This is a genomic window from Brevundimonas sp. FV1ye28 (genome assembly GCF_058681135.1).
Window position 1 is genome coordinate 68,227 of sequence record NZ_CM178731.1, and the last position, 15,737, is coordinate 83,963.

Below are 15,737 nucleotides of genomic sequence, written 5' to 3' on the forward strand. Positions count from 1 at the left end.
GATCGTCGACTTCCTGAAGGGGGCGGGAACCGACGGCGCGGGCCGGACGGTGTTCGAGGTCGTCGCCATGGGCGATGAGGATCTGGAGCGGCATCACGACTTCATCCAGTGGCTGTTTCCCCTGGCTGCCCCTTCCGGGGCCAACCGACGCGCTCCCGTCCTGAGCGCCGACGACGTGACCGAGGTCCACGCCTCCGGGATGGCCCAGATCGCTCTGGCGGCCGCGACCGATCGGATGGCGGTCTTTTATCTGCGGAACGGCCACTGGCTGACGCCCTATGATCACAACCACCTGCGGATCACGCGGATCATCAAGTCGCTCGGCCTCCTCCGGGGACCCGGCGAGGCAGAAGATTTCCGCCAGATCATCCTCAGACGAGACGCAGAAGCCGGACGTCCCGTCAGCGCCGGCAGCCGCCAGCACTGGATCGAGGCTTAGCTCTTCAGGAGTTTGATCAGCGCTGGCTCGAACCCCTTGGTCTCCGAGCCCGGCAGAACACCGGCGATCTCCCCGCTCTCGTAGAGCTCCAACACCGCCGGGTGGACATAGGATGATCGGCAGACTGTCGGCGTGTTGCCCAACAGCCCGGCGACGGCCTTCACGCAAACGGTGATCTTCCTTTTCGCATCGGTCGGCGAGGTGGGGGCCTCCATGTCCCGCAGAGCCCGGGCCGCCGAGACGGTGCCAGCCCAGGTGCGGAAGTCCTTGGCCGAGAACTGGTCACCCATGGCGTCGCGGATGTAGGCGTTCACGTCATCGGACGTTATCGGACACAGATCGCCGTCCGCGTTTCGATACTTGAACAACTGCTGGCCAGGCAGATCTCGCAGGGATCGCACGACAGCGGCCAGACGGCGGTCGCGGACGCTGACCTTATGATCGACGCCGCTCTTGCCTCGGAACGCAAAGCTGAGCGCCGCTCCGTCCATCTCCAGATGGCGCTTGTTCAGGGTGGTCAGGCCGTAGCTGCGGTTGGTCTTGGCATATTCAGCATTGCCGACACGGATCAGGGTGATTTCCAGTAGGCGAACGGCGGTGGCCAGGACCTTTCCGCGATTGGCGCCGCAGGTCCCGAGATCATGCTCGACCTTCTCGCGAAGCTTCGGCAAGGCGCGGGCGAAGGTCGGAAGCTTGTCGAACTTGTTCTCGGACCGGTGGCTGCTCCAGTCGTTGTGGTAGCGATACTGTTTTCGCCCTTTCGCGTCGCGGCCTGTCGCCTGGATATGGCCAGAGGCGCGCGGGCAGATCCAGACATCGGTCCAGGCCGGCGGGATGGCGAGCATGCGGACACGGTCGAGCACCTTCGCGTCCTTGATCGGCTTTCCGTGGCCGTCGCGGATCGAGAACCCCGAGCCCGAGCGAACGCGCGTCAGGCCGGGGTGGGCGTCGCTGCAGTAGGTCAGGCCCTTGGGGACCTCCACATCGGCGACGAAGGCGTGGCTGCCGTCCGGCATGGGGTCAGGGCACCACGCCGGTCTGCGGGCCTACCCCGTCTTCGGGAATGTCGTCCTCGTCGGGGATGGCGTCGTCGTCTTCGGCGCGCTGTTCCAGGGCGTCAGCCTCGTCTTCCAGCTTTTCGATCTCTCGCTGCGAGGGCGTGGGGGTGTCGGGCATCATAATCTCCGGTCTCGATGCTCAAGTCGTTGGCGGGGCGGGCGTTCCCTCTTGACCCGAACTGTCGGGGAGGGGACGGAACGGGATGAACTATCGCCACAGCTTCCACGCCGGGAATTTCGCCGATCTGGTCAAGCACGCGCTCGTGTTGTGGCTGCTGAAGACGAGGCAGAGCGCCGGGCCGGTGACGGTGCTGGACACCCATGCGGGGGCGGGGCTGTACGACCTGACCGGCGACGCAACGCGGTCACGCGAGGCCGAGGCGGGGATCGCGCGGCTGATGGCGGCGGCGGATCGGCCGCCCCTGATCGAGGCCCTGGCTGCGGAGGTGGCGATGCTGAACCCGGACGGCGGCGTGCGCTTCTATCCGGGCTCGCCCGTGCTGGCGGCGCGGGCGCTGAGGGCGTCGGACGCCTATGTCGGGTTCGAACTGCGAGAGGAGGTCGCGGGTCTCCTGCGCGAAAGCCTGTCGGGCTTCGCCAATGCGCGTGGCGAGATCGGCGACGGCTACGACCTGGTGTTGGCGGAAGCGCGGCAGGCCGGTGGATCCCTGGTCCTGATCGATCCGCCGTTCGAGCGGCCGGACGACTATCTGCGTGCGGCCGATACGGCGGCGGCGATCGTCCTGGCGGATTCGACTGCGGTGGTCGCGATCTGGACGCCGCTGAAGGATATGGAGACCTTCGACGGCTTCCTGAGGCGGCTGGCGTCAGGGACCGAGGCGTCCACGTTGGTGGCCGAGGCTCGCCTCAGGCCGCTGACCGATCCGATGAAGATGAACGGCTGCGCCATGGTGGTGGTCAACCCGCCGGTTGGCGCGGATGCGGCGGCGACCGAGATTTGCGGCTGGGTAACGGGAAAACTCGGTGACGTCGGCGCTAAGGCCGAGGTCTGGCGCGCCTGATGCGACTCCAAAAATAGAGTCTACAGAGTCTACAGAGTCGCGCTTTTGGACTGAAAATTGAGCCTGTCAGCGATGTCAAAGACCGTCGTCGGTCGGTCATAACATGCCGCTACGTCAGTCGCGGACGTAGCGGCTACTCGATGACCTCGCCCGCCTCATATAGATTGGGTTCGAACGTCGCGATGGCCATGATCGGCAGCATTGCGTCAGACACCCCGTCGTTGCGCGTCATCGCCTTCCAGTCCGCCACCGAGCGCCAGACGGCCTGGTTGACGACGGTCTTGCCGTTCAGACCGCGATGCAAGGTCGCGGAGACGAAACCGGGCAGGCCAACCTGGGCCCGCGTCAGGCCCGCCAGAAGCTCAAGCAGCTCGTCCTGCTTGTCTGGTTGCACCTTGAAGGTGTTGATCAGCACCACGGGGACAGTGTCGGCGTCGGTCATGGGCGGGCTGTAGCGCCTTTGCCCTTGTCCCGCCATGCCGGACCGGTCCCTATGGGGCATGAAACCGATCGCGATCCTGGAAACCGGCAAGCCGCCCGAGGCGCTGAAAGACGCGTTCGACGACTATCCCGCACGCTTCCGCGCCCTTCTCGGCGAGAGCGTGAAGACCGTCCGGTTCGATGTTCAGGCGGGACGTCTGCCCGACGATCCCGAGGCCTTTCAGGGGGCCATCGTCACCGGGTCGGCGGCGGGGGTCTATGACGACCTGCCGTGGATCGCGCCTCTGATCGACTGGCTGCAAAGCGCGCGGGGGCGGACGCGACTGGTCGGCATCTGCTTCGGCCATCAGGTCATGGCCGCAGCCTTCGGAGGCGAAGTCGCAAAGTCGGACAAGGGCTGGGGCGTGGGCCTTCATCGGTATCAGGTCATGGCCGAGGAGCCGTGGATGTTCCCGCGCGCCGCCTCAATCGCCATTCCGGTGTCGCATCAGGACCAGGTGCTCATCCCGCCCGCCGACGCGCGCGTAATCGCGGCGAGCGACTTCACGCCCTACGCCGGTCTGGCCTGGGATGACGCCATCTCCTTCCAGTGCCACCCGGAGTTTCAGCCCGAGTATGCGGCCGCCCTGGTGGAGAGCCGGCGGGGGACGCGCATACCCGAACCGCTCGCGGACGAGGCCCTGGCCAGTCTGGCGCAGGCCAACGACAGGGCGGTGCTGACGGCCTGGATCCGCGCATTCCTGATGCTGACACCGCCCCCCGTCGAGGGCGAGGGGAGCGGGATCTGACCTAGGGCCACTTCACCACGGGCGGCATCGAGCTGAGGATGGAATCAACATTGCCGCCGGTCTTCAGGCCGAACATCGTGCCGCGGTCGTACAGCAGGTTGAACTCGACGTAGCGACCACGGCGGACCAACTGTTCCTCGCGCTCCTCCGGCGTCCAGGCCTCGGCCATGCGGCCTTCGACGATGGCGGCGTAGGTCGACAGGAAGGTCTCGCCGACGTCGCGGGTGAAGGCGAAATCCTTGTCATAGTCGCCGCTGTCGTGGTGGTCGTAGAAGATGCCGCCGGTGCCGCGCGGCTCGTTCCGGTGCGGCAGGAAGAAATAGTCGTCGCACCAGACCTTGAACTTCGGATGCCAGGTCGGGTCATGCCGGTCGCAGGCCGCCTTCATTCCGGCGTGGAAGGCGACCGTATCCGGCGCCGCCTGATCACGATCGAGGTCGAGCACGGGCGTTAGGTCGCCGCCGCCGCCGAACCAGCTCTTCGTTGTGGCGATGAAGCGGGTGTTCATGTGCACGGCCGGGATGCGCGGGCTGACCGGGTGACAGATCAGGCTGATGCCGGTGGCGAAAAAGCGCGGGTCTTCGTCCGCGCCGGGAACCGACTTCGCATAGTCCGCCGGGAACTCGCCATGGACGGTCGAGACGTGGACGCCGACCTTCTCGAACAGGCGGCCGTGCATCATGCCCATGACGCCGCCGCCGCCCGCCGGGCGCTCCCAGGGCGTGCGGACGAAGCGGCCGGGTTCGCCGGGGAACAGATCGGCCGAGGCCGCGTCCTCCAGCGCCTCGAACCGGGCGTGGATGCGGTCGCGCAGGGTTTCGAACCAGGCGCGGGTCTCGACCTTCTTCGGGTCCAGTGGATCGGCGTCGGGGAGGGGGGCGTGGCTCATAGGCCGCGTTCAATCACGTCTCGCCCGCGACGTCACGCAGAGGGGAGTGAACCGCGCCGGTCCGCAGCCGTTGGCCTGATGGGCTGTTTGGAGATTTTCTGCGATGCGAACCCTGTTGATCCCGACCCTGATGATCGGACTGTTCTCGGCGGGCCCCGCGCCGGGGCAGGAGCTAACCGCCTCCGACGCGGCGGCGCCGAACACGGGCGTGTTTCGAGAAAGCGATGAGAGCCTCACCTGCGCCCGTATCAGTGACGAGGCGGCGCAACTGGGCGAGTCCATGGGCGAAAGCACCCCCCAGGGCGGCTGGCTGAGTTCGCTTGGCGGCATCGCCCGTTCGGGCGCCGCGATGCTCGTCCCCGGCGGAGGTCTCGCCATGGCGGGCGTGGACGCCGTGCGACAGCCGACCCGCGACCGCGATGAAGCCCAACAGGCGGCGGTGCAGAACCGCTGGTACTATCTGAACGGCCTGCATATCGGGAAGGGATGCCGCGAGCCGGCCACCGTTCCGACCCAGGCTCCCGCTCAGACTCCGGTCGAGGGGAGAGCTCCGGCAATCCAGCCGGTCGCGATGGCTCCAGCGCGGAGCGACCGCTAGCCGCGCTTTACTCGCCGAGCGGCCTCGGTCGCGGTCGCGACTTCACAGCGAGTGTTCTCATGCGTCTGATCCTGCCCGCCCTGATGGGGCTTGTCCTGACCGCGCCAGCGATGGCCCAGACGCCGGCCGCCGAACGCACCATCATGGCGACGGTCGTCGCCGAACAGGACCGACACATCGATCTGCTGGAGCGGCTGGTCAATGTGAACTCCGGCACGCTCAACCTCCAGGGCGTGACGCGCGTCGGCGAGATGGTGCGCGCCGAACTGGAGCCTCTCGGATTTCAGGTTCGCTGGATCGACATGGCGGAGACCGGTCGCGCCGGGCATCTGATCGCCACGCGCGACGGCGGTGGAAAGAACGTCCTGCTGATCGGTCACCTCGACACGGTGTTCGAGGCCGACAGCCCCTTTCAGGTCTTCGCCCGCGAAGGCGCGCGCGCCACGGGCCCCGGCATCGGCGATGACAAGGGTGGGGTCGTGGTCATCATCGGCGCCCTGCGCGCCATGCAGGCGGCGGGGACGCTGGAAGGGTCGAACATCACCATCGTCCTGACCGGGGACGAGGAGCGTCCGGGCGCGCCTCTGGAGATCGCCCGGCGCGACCTGATCGAGGCCGGTCGTGTCGCGGACTACGCGCTTGAGTTCGAAGGTCTGGCGGTCGAAGGCGGCGAGGAGTTCGGCACGATCGCCAGACGTAGTTCGTCGAGCTGGACCCTGACCACGGGCGGGACGACCGGCCATTCCAGCGGCGTCTTCGGCGAGGCGCTGGGCTATGGGGCGATCTATGAGATGGCCCGAATCCTGGACACATTCCGGCGCGAGCTGCCGGAGCCGAACCTGACCTACAACGTCGGGGTCCTCGCGGGCGGGACGCCGGCGGAGATTGACGCCGCAGGCTTCCGCGTCACCGCTTCGGGCAAGACCAATATCGTGGCGGAGGCGGCCGTGGCGCGCGGCGATCTGCGCACCCTGACGCCGGAGCAGGATGCGCGGGTGCGCGAGCGGATGGCCGGGATCGTGGAGGAACACCTGCCCAGAACCACGGCCGAACTGAGCTTCGCGCCGGACGGCTACCCGCCGATGGCGCCGACGCCGGGCAATGAGGCTCTGCTGGAGCGGCTGAATGCCGTCAATCGCGACCTGGGTCTGGCCGAAATGGCGCCCTACGACCCGGCCAAGCGCGGGGCGGCAGACTCCGGCTTCGTCGCCGCCGATGTCGATACCCTCGGCGGCATGGGCATGGCGGGACTCGGCGCCCATGCGGTGGGCGAATCCGTCGATCTCGACAGCATGGTGCGCCAGGCGCAGCGTGCGGGCGTTCTGATCGGACGGCTCAGTCTGGAGTGACCACAAGTCACTGGCGCTGCGGGACCCTGGTCTGTCAGAGTTCAGGCATCATCGTTTTCGGAGGTCGCCATGATCCGCCCCTGCCTGCTCGCCGTCTCCATACTGGCCTTGGCCGTTCCCGCCGCGGCCCAGGACGGGGAGGCGAGGGCGCGGGAGATCCTGCGGACGACGCCGCTGATCGACGGGCACAACGACCTGCCGTGGGCGCTGCGCCAGGGCTTCGGCAATGATCCCCATGCGGTGGACCTGTCGACCAATCTCGATGCATCCACGGCGCTGCACACGGATATCCCACGCCTGCGGGCCGGGGGCGTCGGCGGCCAGTTCTGGTCGGTCTATGTGCCTGCGAGCCTGACCCCGACGGAGGCGGCGCGCGAGACCTTCGAACAGATCGACACGGTCCGTCGCATCGTCGCCGCCTATCCGGACGTGTTCGAGCTGGCCACCGCCGCCGACGACGTCGAGCGCATCCATGCCGCCGGCAAGATCGCCAGCCTGATCGGTATGGAGGGCGGCTATTCGATCGACGATTCGCTGGGCCTGCTGCGCGAGTTCCACGAGGCGGGCGCGCGCTACATCACCCTGACACATTCGAAGACGACGACCTGGGCCGACAGCGCCACTGACGCGCCGAAATGGGGCGGGCTGTCGCCGTTCGGCGAAGAGGTGGTTCGCGAGATGAACCGCATCGGCATGATGGTCGATCTCAGCCATGTCTCCGAAGAGACCATGATCGACGCCATGCGGGTGTCCGAGGCGCCCGTCATCTTCTCCCATTCCTCCGCGCGGGCCGTGACCGACCATCCGCGCAATGTGCCCGATAGCGTCCTGTCGCAGATGGACGAGGACGGCGGCGTGGTCATGGTCACCTTCGTGCCGGGCTTCATCAGCACGGCGCAACTGGACTGGACGAAAGCGGCTGAGGCCGAAGCGGCGCGGTTGGGCGTCTCGGCCAGCGCGGGTCCGCCGGACCCGCGTCTGACCGCCTGGGCCGAGGCCAATCCGCGTCCGAACGCCACGCTCGCCGACGTCGTCGCCCACATCCAGCATGTCCGTCAGGTGGCCGGCATCGACCATGTCGGTCTGGGCGGAGACTTCGACGGGGTTTCCAGTTTGCCCGACGAGGTTCAGGGCGTGGACGCCTATCCCCGCATCCTGGCGGCGCTGATGGCGGCAGGCTGGACCGACGGCGACATCCGCAAGCTGGCCGGCGAAAACGTCCTGCGCGTCATGCGTGCCGTCGAGGCGGTGGCGGCGTCAAAGGCGGATGAGCGTCCGAATCTCGCGGTGATCCCTGTCGTCGGTTCTCCGGATTAAGGGATCAGCCGCGCGGGACCGAGGTGGCCCCGTTCGTCTGTCTCAAGCCCTCGAACAGGCCGACGCCGGCGCTGACCGCCAGGTTCAGAGACCGCGCCTCGGGCAGGATGGGGATGAAGACCCGCGCGTCCGCGGCGTCGTGGACATAGTCTGGTGCCCCTGAGCTCTCGGAGCCGAACAGAAGGGTGTCGTCGGGCTGGAAGACGAAGTCGGTCAGGGGCGTCGCGCCCTTGGTCGTGAACAGGCACAGTCGTCCCTGCCGTCGCGCGGCCTGGAACGCGTCCCAGTCGGCGTGTCGCGTCATGTGCGACAGGGGGCCATAGTCGAGCGCCGCCCGCTTCATCGCCCGGTCGTCGAACAGAAAGCCCGTGGGCTCGATAATGTGCAGTTCCACGCCGAAACACGCCGACAGCCGGATACAGGCGCCCACGTTCTGGGGAATGGCTGGTTGAAAAAGGGCGAGACGCATTCTAAGGCCCTCCATACGCGCGGGCAGGGGTCTTGTCGCGGTCAGAATTGCGAGTGGTTCTCAAGTAACCTCAGCAAGTTGCGGCGACAAGCCGCAAACCCTGACCGGGTCGGAATCTTCTCTTCACGCTAAGGACATTTCCTCGACAGCGGGCCGTCTTCCCACGGGCCGCGATGCGAGTTTTACAGAGGTGAGACGTGGCCGAATCGGTCGTGACCGAACATCCCGAAGGTGAAGCCACCCGCCGGGACTTCATCCACATCGCGGCCGGCGCCGCGGCCGTCGGCGCGGGCGTCATGGTGGTTTGGCCGCTGGTCAACTCCATGAACCCCGCCGCCGACACCCTGGCCCTGTCGACCGTCGAGTTCGATACGTCCAAGGTCGCCGAGGGCATGCAGATCGTCATCACCTGGCAGGGCAAGCCGGTGTTCGTGCGCAACCGCACCGCAGCCGAGCTGCAGCGTGTGATCGCCGACAACGATGCCTCGGACCTGAAAGAGCCGCAGACGGATCAGGAACGCACCAAGCCGGGCCACGAGCCGATGCTCGTCGTGATCGGCTCCTGCACCCACCTGGGCTGCATCCCGACCTTCGGTTCGGGCGACTTCGGCGGCTGGTTCTGCCCCTGCCACGGCTCGCACTACGACGCCTCGGGCCGCATCCGTAAGGGTCCGGCGCCGGCCAATCTGGTCGTGCCGGAATACGAATTCACCGCCGGCTCCACCATTCGGATCGGCTGAGAGCGAACAAGATGAGCGGACACGAATCCACCTACGTTCCCAAGACCGGCGTCGAGAAATGGCTCGATACCCGGCTCCCGATCGTGCGCTTCGGCGCTGACTACCTGTCGCTGCCGACGCCGAAGAACCTGAACTACTGGTACACCTTCGGCGGCATCCTGACGCTGTGTCTGGTCACCCAGATCGCGACCGGCATCTTCCTGGCCATGCACTATCAGCCGAACACGGCGATGGCCTTCGCCTCGGTCGAGCGGATCATGCGCGACGTCAACGGCGGCTGGCTGATCCGCTACGTCCACGCCAACGGCGCGTCGATGTTCTTCATCGCCGTCTATATCCACATGCTACGCGGTCTCTACTACGGCTCCTACAAGGCGCCGCGGGAGATGATCTGGATCCTGGGCTGCGTGATCTTCTTCCTGATGATCGCCACGGCCTTCCTCGGTTACGTGCTGCCGTGGGGCCAGATGTCCTACTGGGGCGCGGAGGTCATCACCAACCTGATCGGGGCCATCCCGGTCATCGGCGAGCCCGTCCTGATCTGGCTGCGCGGCGGCCCGGCCATCGACAACGCGACGCTGAACCGCTTCTTCTCGCTGCACTACCTCTTGCCGTTCGTGATCTTCGGCGTGGTGGTGCTTCACCTGTGGGCCCTGCACACGGCCGGCCAGAACAACCCGGTCGGGATTCTGATCCCCAAGGATCGCGAGGCCAAGGACACCGTTCCGTTCCACCCCTATTACACGGTCAAGGACGGCTTCGCGGTCATCCTGTTCCTGATGCTGTTCGCCGTCTTCGTCTTCTTCATGCCGAACGCCCTGGGTCACGCCGACAACTACATCCCGGCCAACCCGCTGCAGACGCCGGCGCACATCGTGCCGGAGTGGTACATGCTGCCGTTCTACGCGATCCTTCGCGCGGTTCCTGACAAGTTCGGCGGCGTCGTCGCCATGTTCGGAGCCATCGGCGTGCTGTTCATCCTGCCGTGGCTCGACACGTCCAAGGTGCGTTCGATGCGCTACCGCCCGACGATGAAGATCTTCTTCGTGATCTTCGTGGTCGTGGGCCTGATCCTGGGCTGGTGCGGCGCGCAGCTGCCCGACGCCCCGGTGGTCCCCGGCATGCCGAGCTTCACCCTGATCGACGGTCAGCTGAACTCCTATCTGTGGCTGACCCGCCTCGCGACCCTCTACTACTTCGCCTTCTTCTTCGTGATCATGCCCTTCGTAGGCCTGAAGGAAACGCCGCTGAAGATCCCTGCGTCCATCTCCGAGCCGGTCCTGTCCGGGCCCTCCGCGATGACCGCCGCCGCTCCTGCCGACGCCGAAAAGAAGGGCTGATCGCGATGACGATTATTCGCAAACTGGCCCTCTCCCTGGCCGCCGTGATGGCGGTCGGTGCGGCCTCGCCGGCTCTGGCCGAGGGTGGATCGCTTCACCCCCGTTCGGGCGGCTTCAGCTTCGAGGGTCCTTTCGGCACCTTCGATCAGGGCCAACTCCAGCGTGGCTACAAGGTGTATCGCGAGGTCTGCGCGGCCTGCCACTCGATGGACCTGCTGCACTTCCGCACCCTGGGCGAGAAGGGCGGACCCTTCTACGATTCGCACGCCGAGAACCCGGCCCAGAACCGGTTCGTGCGCGCCCTGGCCGCCGAGATCGAAGTGGGCGACATCGACACCGAGACCGGCGAGGCGATCATGCGTCCCGCCACTCCGGCCGACAAGTTCCCGAACCCCTATCCGAACCGCACGGCGGCCGCCGCCGCGAACGGCGGCGCCATGCCGCCGGACCTTTCGGTGATGGCCAAGGCCCGTCACGACGGGGCAAACTACATCTACTCCCTGCTGTCGGGCTACAGCGCTCCGCCGGCCGGTCTGCGGATGTCGGCGACGCAGCACTACAACCCCTATATGGCGGGCGACATGACCCCGTTCTGGGACGGTGATCCCGAGCACGTCCCGCCGGGCGGCTTCATCGCCATGCCCGCGCCCCTGGCCGCCGGTCAGGTCACCTTCGACGACGGCACCGAAGCCACCGTCGACCAGATGTCCAAGGACGTCGCCGCCTTCATCGCCTGGGCGTCCGAGCCCAAGGCCGTCGAGCGCAAGCAGGCGGGTATCGGCGTTCTGGCCTTCCTGGCCATCTTCGCCGGCATCACCTACGCCAGCTACCGCCGCATCTGGAAGGGTGTGGCCCACTAAGGCCCCCGCCGTCCGCGACGGACAGAGATCAGCCCGCCGGTTCTCCCGGCGGGCTTTTTCGTGGGCGCGATGTCGCGGGCGGCGAACGTCGACAGGGACGCGACGGCCCCCTAACCTCCGGCGATATTCCGTTGCCTGAGGATCTTCATGCGTACGTTCACCGCCGCCGCCGCGCTTCTCGCGGGCCTGTCCCTGTCGTTCTCGGCGAGCGCCCAGGAGCCGACATTCGACGCGGCTCGCCTGTCCGAACACATCCGCATCCTCTCGGCCGATGATTTCGAGGGCCGCGGCATCGCCACCCCGGCGGAACAGAAGGTCATCGACTATGTCTCGGGCCAGTTCGAAGCGGCGGGTCTGGCGCCCGGCGGCGACAACGGCGGCTGGACCCAGGCCGTGGCCCTGAACCGGTTCACGGCCTCGAACGTGCAGGCCGCGCTCGGCGTCGGGGACTGGCGGCTGCCCCTGACCCAGGGCGAGCAGATCGTCGTCTCGACGCGGCGTCCGGGCGAGAGCCACGTCATGCTGATGGACGCGCCCCTGGTCTTCGTCGGCTACGGGATCAAGGCGCCGGAGCGCGACTGGGACGACTTCAAGGGCCAGGACATGACCGGCAAGATCCTGGTCGTCCTGGTCAACGACGCCGACTTCGAGGAGCCGGCGCTGGAGACCTTCGGCGGCCGGGCGATGACCTACTACGGCCGCTGGACCTACAAGTACGAGGAGGCGGCGCGTCAGGGGGCGGCGGGCGTCATCATCGTTCACGAGACCGATCCGGCCTCCTATGGCTGGGCCACGGTTCGCAACAGCTGGGGCGGGGCCCAGTTCGACATCGTGCGCGAGAACGCGAACGAGCGTGTGCCGGTCGAGAGCTGGATCCAGCGCGACGTCGCCGTGCAACTGTTCCAGCAGGCCGGTCTCGATTTCGAGGCCCTGAAGGTCCAGGCCCGCAGCCGCGACTTCCAGCCGGTGACGCTGGAGGGCGCCGAGATGGACGTGATGTTCGACGTCGCCTCCGAGCGGATCGAGACCCACAACATCATCGGCCGGCTGGAGGGCTCCACCCATCCGGACGAGACCTTCCTCTACACCGGTCACTGGGATCACATCGGGGTGGGTACCCCGGATGCGAACGGCGACGCCATCTTCAACGGCGCCGTCGACAACGCCTCGGGCATCGCCGGGATGATCGAACTGGCGCGCGCCTATGCCGCCGGTCCGCGCCCCGAGCGGTCGGTGGTCTTCATCGGCTTCACCGCCGAGGAGAGCGGCCTTCTGGGCTCGGAATACTATGCCGCCAATCCGATCTATCCCCTGGCGACCACGGTCGGCGGCGTGAACATGGACTCGGCCAACGTCTATGGCCGGACCGAGGCCTTCAATGTGGTCGGCTTTGGCCAGTCGAACCTGGATGAGCGGATCGCCGGTTTCGTCGAGGCGCAGGCGCGTGAAGTCCGGCCGGACAGCAACCCGGCGTCGGGCGTCTATTTCCGGTCGGACCATTTCCCCCTGGCCAAGCGCGGCGTGCCGATGGCCTACGGCGCCTCGACCGGCGCCTTCGTCGACGAGCCGATCGCCGATCGGACGGCGAACCGACAGGCTTACGGCGCCAATCGCTATCACCAGGCGGATGACGAGTGGTCGGCCGATTGGGACTATTCGGGTCAGATCCAGGATCTCCAGGTCTACTACGGCGTGGGCGCCGCCCTGGTGAACACCCGCGACTGGCCGGAATGGAAGGACGGGTCCGAGTTCGGACCCGCGCGGGCAGCGAGCGCGTCGGAGCGGGACTGATCTTCGACCGTGACTTGTCCCTCCCTCGCGGGGGAGGGGCGTCGCGCAGCGACGGGGTGGGGACGGCGGGGTGATACGGATGCAGGCCTGTGGTGGCTTGCCTTGCCGTCCCCACCCGACCTCGCTTCGCTCGGCCACCTCCTCGGATCGCATGCGATCCTTCGTCGACCCCCGCAGGGGGAGGGAGAGGAATCTCGCCAGACACACGTCATCGTCCTTCCGCTGCGAACGGGTATGGGGAAGTCGACGGAGCCTGGGCGTTCGCCCGGAACCGGAGTGGCCCCCTGCTTTCGCGTTACGGGGACCCTGTGATTGTTGTTTTCGGCTCGCGCCGAAGGCTCCGTCCCCGACCGGGTCCGCGAGCGTCGCCCAGCGGGTTTACGGACACCCCGGGGGGGCCTGCATCCCCGCCTCGGCGAAGACCGGCCACGAATCCCGAGTCCTTTGGACCCTCAGGCGATAGGCCCGCGACGGGCGGCAGGCTCAGGCCCGCCGGGCTCCGAGGTTTCACGCCCCTCGAACAATCCCGCTACGATCGGTCCCGCCGCACGTCCGGGTCCTGGGCCCAGGACGCCTTCCCCCACGACGGGATGGCTCCCATCATAAGGCATGTCCGAGGGGGCGCCGGTTCGGAGGGGTCTTAAAAGTTCGGGGCGTTGGAATCGTTGGGGGATTTGGGGCGTACTTGGCCAAACTTGGACGTCCTTATCCGTGCACCCCGGCGAAGGCCGGGGTCCAGATCAAGCGCCCAGGCGGCCGGGATGGGGCGTCGGCGTGCTGCTTGGACCTTTGGTGACCTCCATCTGGACCCCGGCCTTCGCCGGGGTGCACGGAGAGAGAGAGGGGGGAGAGGGGACGGGAAGCCCCGGATCACATGACGAATCTGTAATGTCGCTCTCGGCCCGTGCGCTTCTATGGTCCGCGCAAATGGCGAGGAGAGCCCAGATGTTGCGTGCGTTGTTCGGCGGTGCGGCCGCTATGGCCCTGATCCTGTCGGCGGGACTGGCCCAGGCCCAGGACTTTTCGGCAGAGCGGATTTCCGACGAGATTCGTCACATCTCTTCCGACGATTTCATGGGCCGCTATCCGGGGACCGAGGGCGAGCGGATGACCCTGGCCTGGCTGCAGGCGCAGTACGAGGCGATGGGGCTGGAGCCGGGCGGCCCGAACGGTCAGTGGCTGCAGGACGTGGTGCTGAAGCGCTTCACTCCGGTGGAGGGGGCGGCGGCGGCCAGCTGGACCGGACCCGACGGCGTGGTTCACCCGATGGCGGTCGGAACCGACATCCTGCTGCGCGCCGCGACAAATGACGGCAAGGCCGATGTCGCGAACGCGGGCCTGGTCTTCGTCGGCTACGGCATCACGGCACCCGAGCGCGACTGGGACGACTACGGCGACATCGATGTGCGCGGCAAGGTCGTGATCGTCCTGAGCGGCGAGCCGACCGCTGAGGCCGTGACCGAACGCTTCAACGGCGTCTATCCGACCGGCTACAACAGCGGCGCCGCCAAGGCCGATGAGGCCTTCAAGCGCGGAGCCGTGGGCGTCATCACCCTGGCGATGGTGCCGGCGACCGACGCGGGCTGGCTGCGCGGCGCTCAGTTCGGCAACCGCCAGCGCACCCTGACGCCGGGCGCCGCCGATCTGGAGTTTTCGGGCGCGATCAACCATGACATCGGCATGGCCTGGGCGACCGCCGCAGGCGTGGACCCGGCGACCCTGACGACGGTCGAAAGCGGAAGCTTCAAGGCCGTGGCGCTCGACGGCGTCACCCTGTCGGTGAAGCAGGAAGAGACCATCGACACCCTGACGACCCACAACCTGCTGGCCAAGATCCCCGGCACGGAACGGCCGAACGAGACCATCATCTATTCGGCGCACTGGGACCACGTCGGCGTCGGGGCCGACCACGTCAGCCCCGTCTCGACGACCGAGGACAACATCTACAACGGCGCCTGGGACAACGCCTCGGGCACGATCGGCGTGCTGGAGATGGCGCGTCAGATCAAGGCGGCGCCGCAGCCCGAACGGACGATCGTCTTCGCGCACATGGCGGCCGAGGAGATGGGCCTGCTGGGGTCCTATGGATACGCCGCCAACCCGGTCTATCCGCTGGAGACGACCGTCGCCGACATCAACATCGACATGCTGCCGTTGTCGCCTCCGACGCGCGACGTGGCGATCTTCGGCAAGGGCCAGAACACCCTGGAAGACGATCTGGCCGTGCTGGCCGCCGCCGAGGGCCGGGTCGTCACGGACGATCGACAGCCGGAACAGGGCTTCTACACCCGCTCGGACCATTTCCCGTTCGTGCGCATGGGGGTGCCGGCCCTGATGACCTGGCACGGCGTGGACTGGGACGAGGGCGGCGTGGAGGCAGGGCAGGCGGCCTGGACCGCCAAGTTCGGCGCCGATTACCACAAGCCGTCGGACGAATGGTCGGCGGACTGGGACCTGCGTTCGGCGGTCGAGAACCTGACGCTGCTGTATCGCCTGGGTCTGCAACTGGCCAACGGCGACGAGTGGCCGAGCTGGAAGCCGACGTCGGAGTTCGGCGCTCGCCGTGCGGCCAGCGACGCGGCCCGCCAGTAGGGCTTTCGCCCACGGGCATGCGAAGGGGCGGCGGTTTCGCGACC

The 15,737-nt window shown here is 67.3% G+C and carries 16 protein-coding genes; 11 read left to right on the top strand and 5 right to left on the bottom strand.

What is annotated here, in order from left to right:
• Nucleotides 1–49 precede the first annotated feature (49 nt).
• A complete protein-coding gene (locus ACW171_RS00280; RefSeq protein WP_492094860.1) occupies nt 50–439 on the top strand; it encodes an opioid growth factor receptor-related protein in 390 nt (129 codons plus the stop codon).
• Here ACW171_RS00280 and ACW171_RS00285 read toward each other — a convergent pair.
• Entirely contained in the window at nt 436–1,455 is a 1,020-nt protein-coding gene (locus ACW171_RS00285) for a DNA topoisomerase IB (protein WP_492094862.1), read from the bottom strand. The two genes, ACW171_RS00280 and ACW171_RS00285, sit on opposite strands and share 4 nt — an antisense overlap.
• 4 nt (nt 1,456–1,459) lie before the next feature.
• On the bottom strand, nt 1,460–1,615 hold the full coding sequence (locus tag ACW171_RS00290; RefSeq protein ID WP_492094863.1) for a hypothetical protein: 156 nt from the start codon (nt 1,613–1,615) through the stop codon (nt 1,460–1,462).
• Nucleotides 1,616–1,700: 85 nt separating this feature from the next.
• Between ACW171_RS00290 and rlmJ the strand changes: the two genes are divergently transcribed.
• The gene (gene rlmJ, locus ACW171_RS00295) at nt 1,701–2,519 is read left to right on the top strand and encodes a 23S rRNA (adenine(2030)-N(6))-methyltransferase RlmJ (protein WP_492094865.1); all 819 of its coding nucleotides are present in this window, start codon (nt 1,701–1,703) and stop codon (nt 2,517–2,519) included.
• Between the two features lie 133 nt (nt 2,520–2,652).
• Here the strand turns inward: rlmJ and ACW171_RS00300 are convergent, their stop codons facing one another.
• Entirely contained in the window at nt 2,653–2,961 is a 309-nt protein-coding gene (locus tag ACW171_RS00300) for an antibiotic biosynthesis monooxygenase family protein (RefSeq protein ID WP_492094867.1), read from the bottom strand.
• Between the two features lie 58 nt (nt 2,962–3,019).
• Between ACW171_RS00300 and ACW171_RS00305 the strand changes: the two genes are divergently transcribed.
• A complete protein-coding gene (locus ACW171_RS00305; protein ID WP_492094869.1) occupies nt 3,020–3,748 on the top strand; it encodes a type 1 glutamine amidotransferase in 729 nt (242 codons plus the stop codon).
• A gap of 1 nt (nt 3,749) precedes the next feature.
• Here the strand turns inward: ACW171_RS00305 and hemF are convergent, their stop codons facing one another.
• Nucleotides 3,750–4,637 carry an oxygen-dependent coproporphyrinogen oxidase gene (hemF, locus tag ACW171_RS00310; protein ID WP_492094871.1) on the bottom strand — a complete coding sequence of 296 codons (888 nt, stop codon included), beginning with the start codon at nt 4,635–4,637 and terminating at the stop codon, nt 3,750–3,752.
• A gap of 103 nt (nt 4,638–4,740) precedes the next feature.
• On the opposite strand from hemF, the gene ACW171_RS00315 reads away from it, so the two are divergent.
• The 3 genes from ACW171_RS00315 to ACW171_RS00325 all read left to right on the top strand — a co-directional run bounded on the left by ACW171_RS00315 (nt 4,741) and on the right by ACW171_RS00325 (nt 7,901).
• Nucleotides 4,741–5,235 (top strand): hypothetical protein, encoded by a 495-nt coding sequence (locus ACW171_RS00315; RefSeq protein ID WP_492094872.1) that lies wholly within the window; start codon nt 4,741–4,743, stop codon nt 5,233–5,235.
• Between the two features lie 59 nt (nt 5,236–5,294).
• Nucleotides 5,295–6,584, top strand: a complete 1,290-nt coding sequence (locus ACW171_RS00320; protein ID WP_492094874.1) for a M20/M25/M40 family metallo-hydrolase — start codon at nt 5,295–5,297, stop codon at nt 6,582–6,584.
• A 69-nt stretch (nt 6,585–6,653) separates the two neighbouring features.
• Complete coding sequence (locus ACW171_RS00325) at nt 6,654–7,901, top strand: dipeptidase (RefSeq protein ID WP_492094876.1); 1,248 nt, start codon at nt 6,654–6,656, stop codon at nt 7,899–7,901.
• A gap of 4 nt (nt 7,902–7,905) precedes the next feature.
• Here the strand turns inward: ACW171_RS00325 and ACW171_RS00330 are convergent, their stop codons facing one another.
• A complete protein-coding gene (locus ACW171_RS00330; protein WP_492094878.1) occupies nt 7,906–8,370 on the bottom strand; it encodes a tRNA (cytidine(34)-2'-O)-methyltransferase in 465 nt (154 codons plus the stop codon).
• Nucleotides 8,371–8,567: 197 nt separating this feature from the next.
• Here ACW171_RS00330 and petA point away from each other — a divergent pair, with 197 nt between their 5' ends.
• The 5 genes from petA (at nt 8,568) to ACW171_RS00355 (ending at nt 15,693) form a co-directional block, all read left to right on the top strand.
• Nucleotides 8,568–9,110, top strand: coding sequence for a ubiquinol-cytochrome c reductase iron-sulfur subunit (petA, locus tag ACW171_RS00335; RefSeq protein WP_492094879.1), 543 nt, complete (start codon nt 8,568–8,570; stop codon nt 9,108–9,110).
• A gap of 11 nt (nt 9,111–9,121) precedes the next feature.
• Entirely contained in the window at nt 9,122–10,450 is a 1,329-nt protein-coding gene (locus tag ACW171_RS00340) for a cytochrome b (RefSeq protein ID WP_492094881.1), read from the top strand.
• Between the two features lie 5 nt (nt 10,451–10,455).
• On the top strand, nt 10,456–11,310 hold the full coding sequence (locus ACW171_RS00345; protein ID WP_492094882.1) for a cytochrome c1: 855 nt from the start codon (nt 10,456–10,458) through the stop codon (nt 11,308–11,310).
• A gap of 147 nt (nt 11,311–11,457) precedes the next feature.
• Nucleotides 11,458–13,101: a M28 family metallopeptidase gene (locus ACW171_RS00350; protein ID WP_492094883.1), complete on the top strand. Its 1,644-nt coding sequence runs from the start codon at nt 11,458–11,460 to the stop codon at nt 13,099–13,101.
• A 945-nt stretch (nt 13,102–14,046) separates the two neighbouring features.
• Nucleotides 14,047–15,693, top strand: coding sequence for a M28 family peptidase (locus ACW171_RS00355; protein ID WP_492094884.1), 1,647 nt, complete (start codon nt 14,047–14,049; stop codon nt 15,691–15,693).
• The last annotated feature ends 44 nt before the right edge of the window (nt 15,694–15,737 follow it).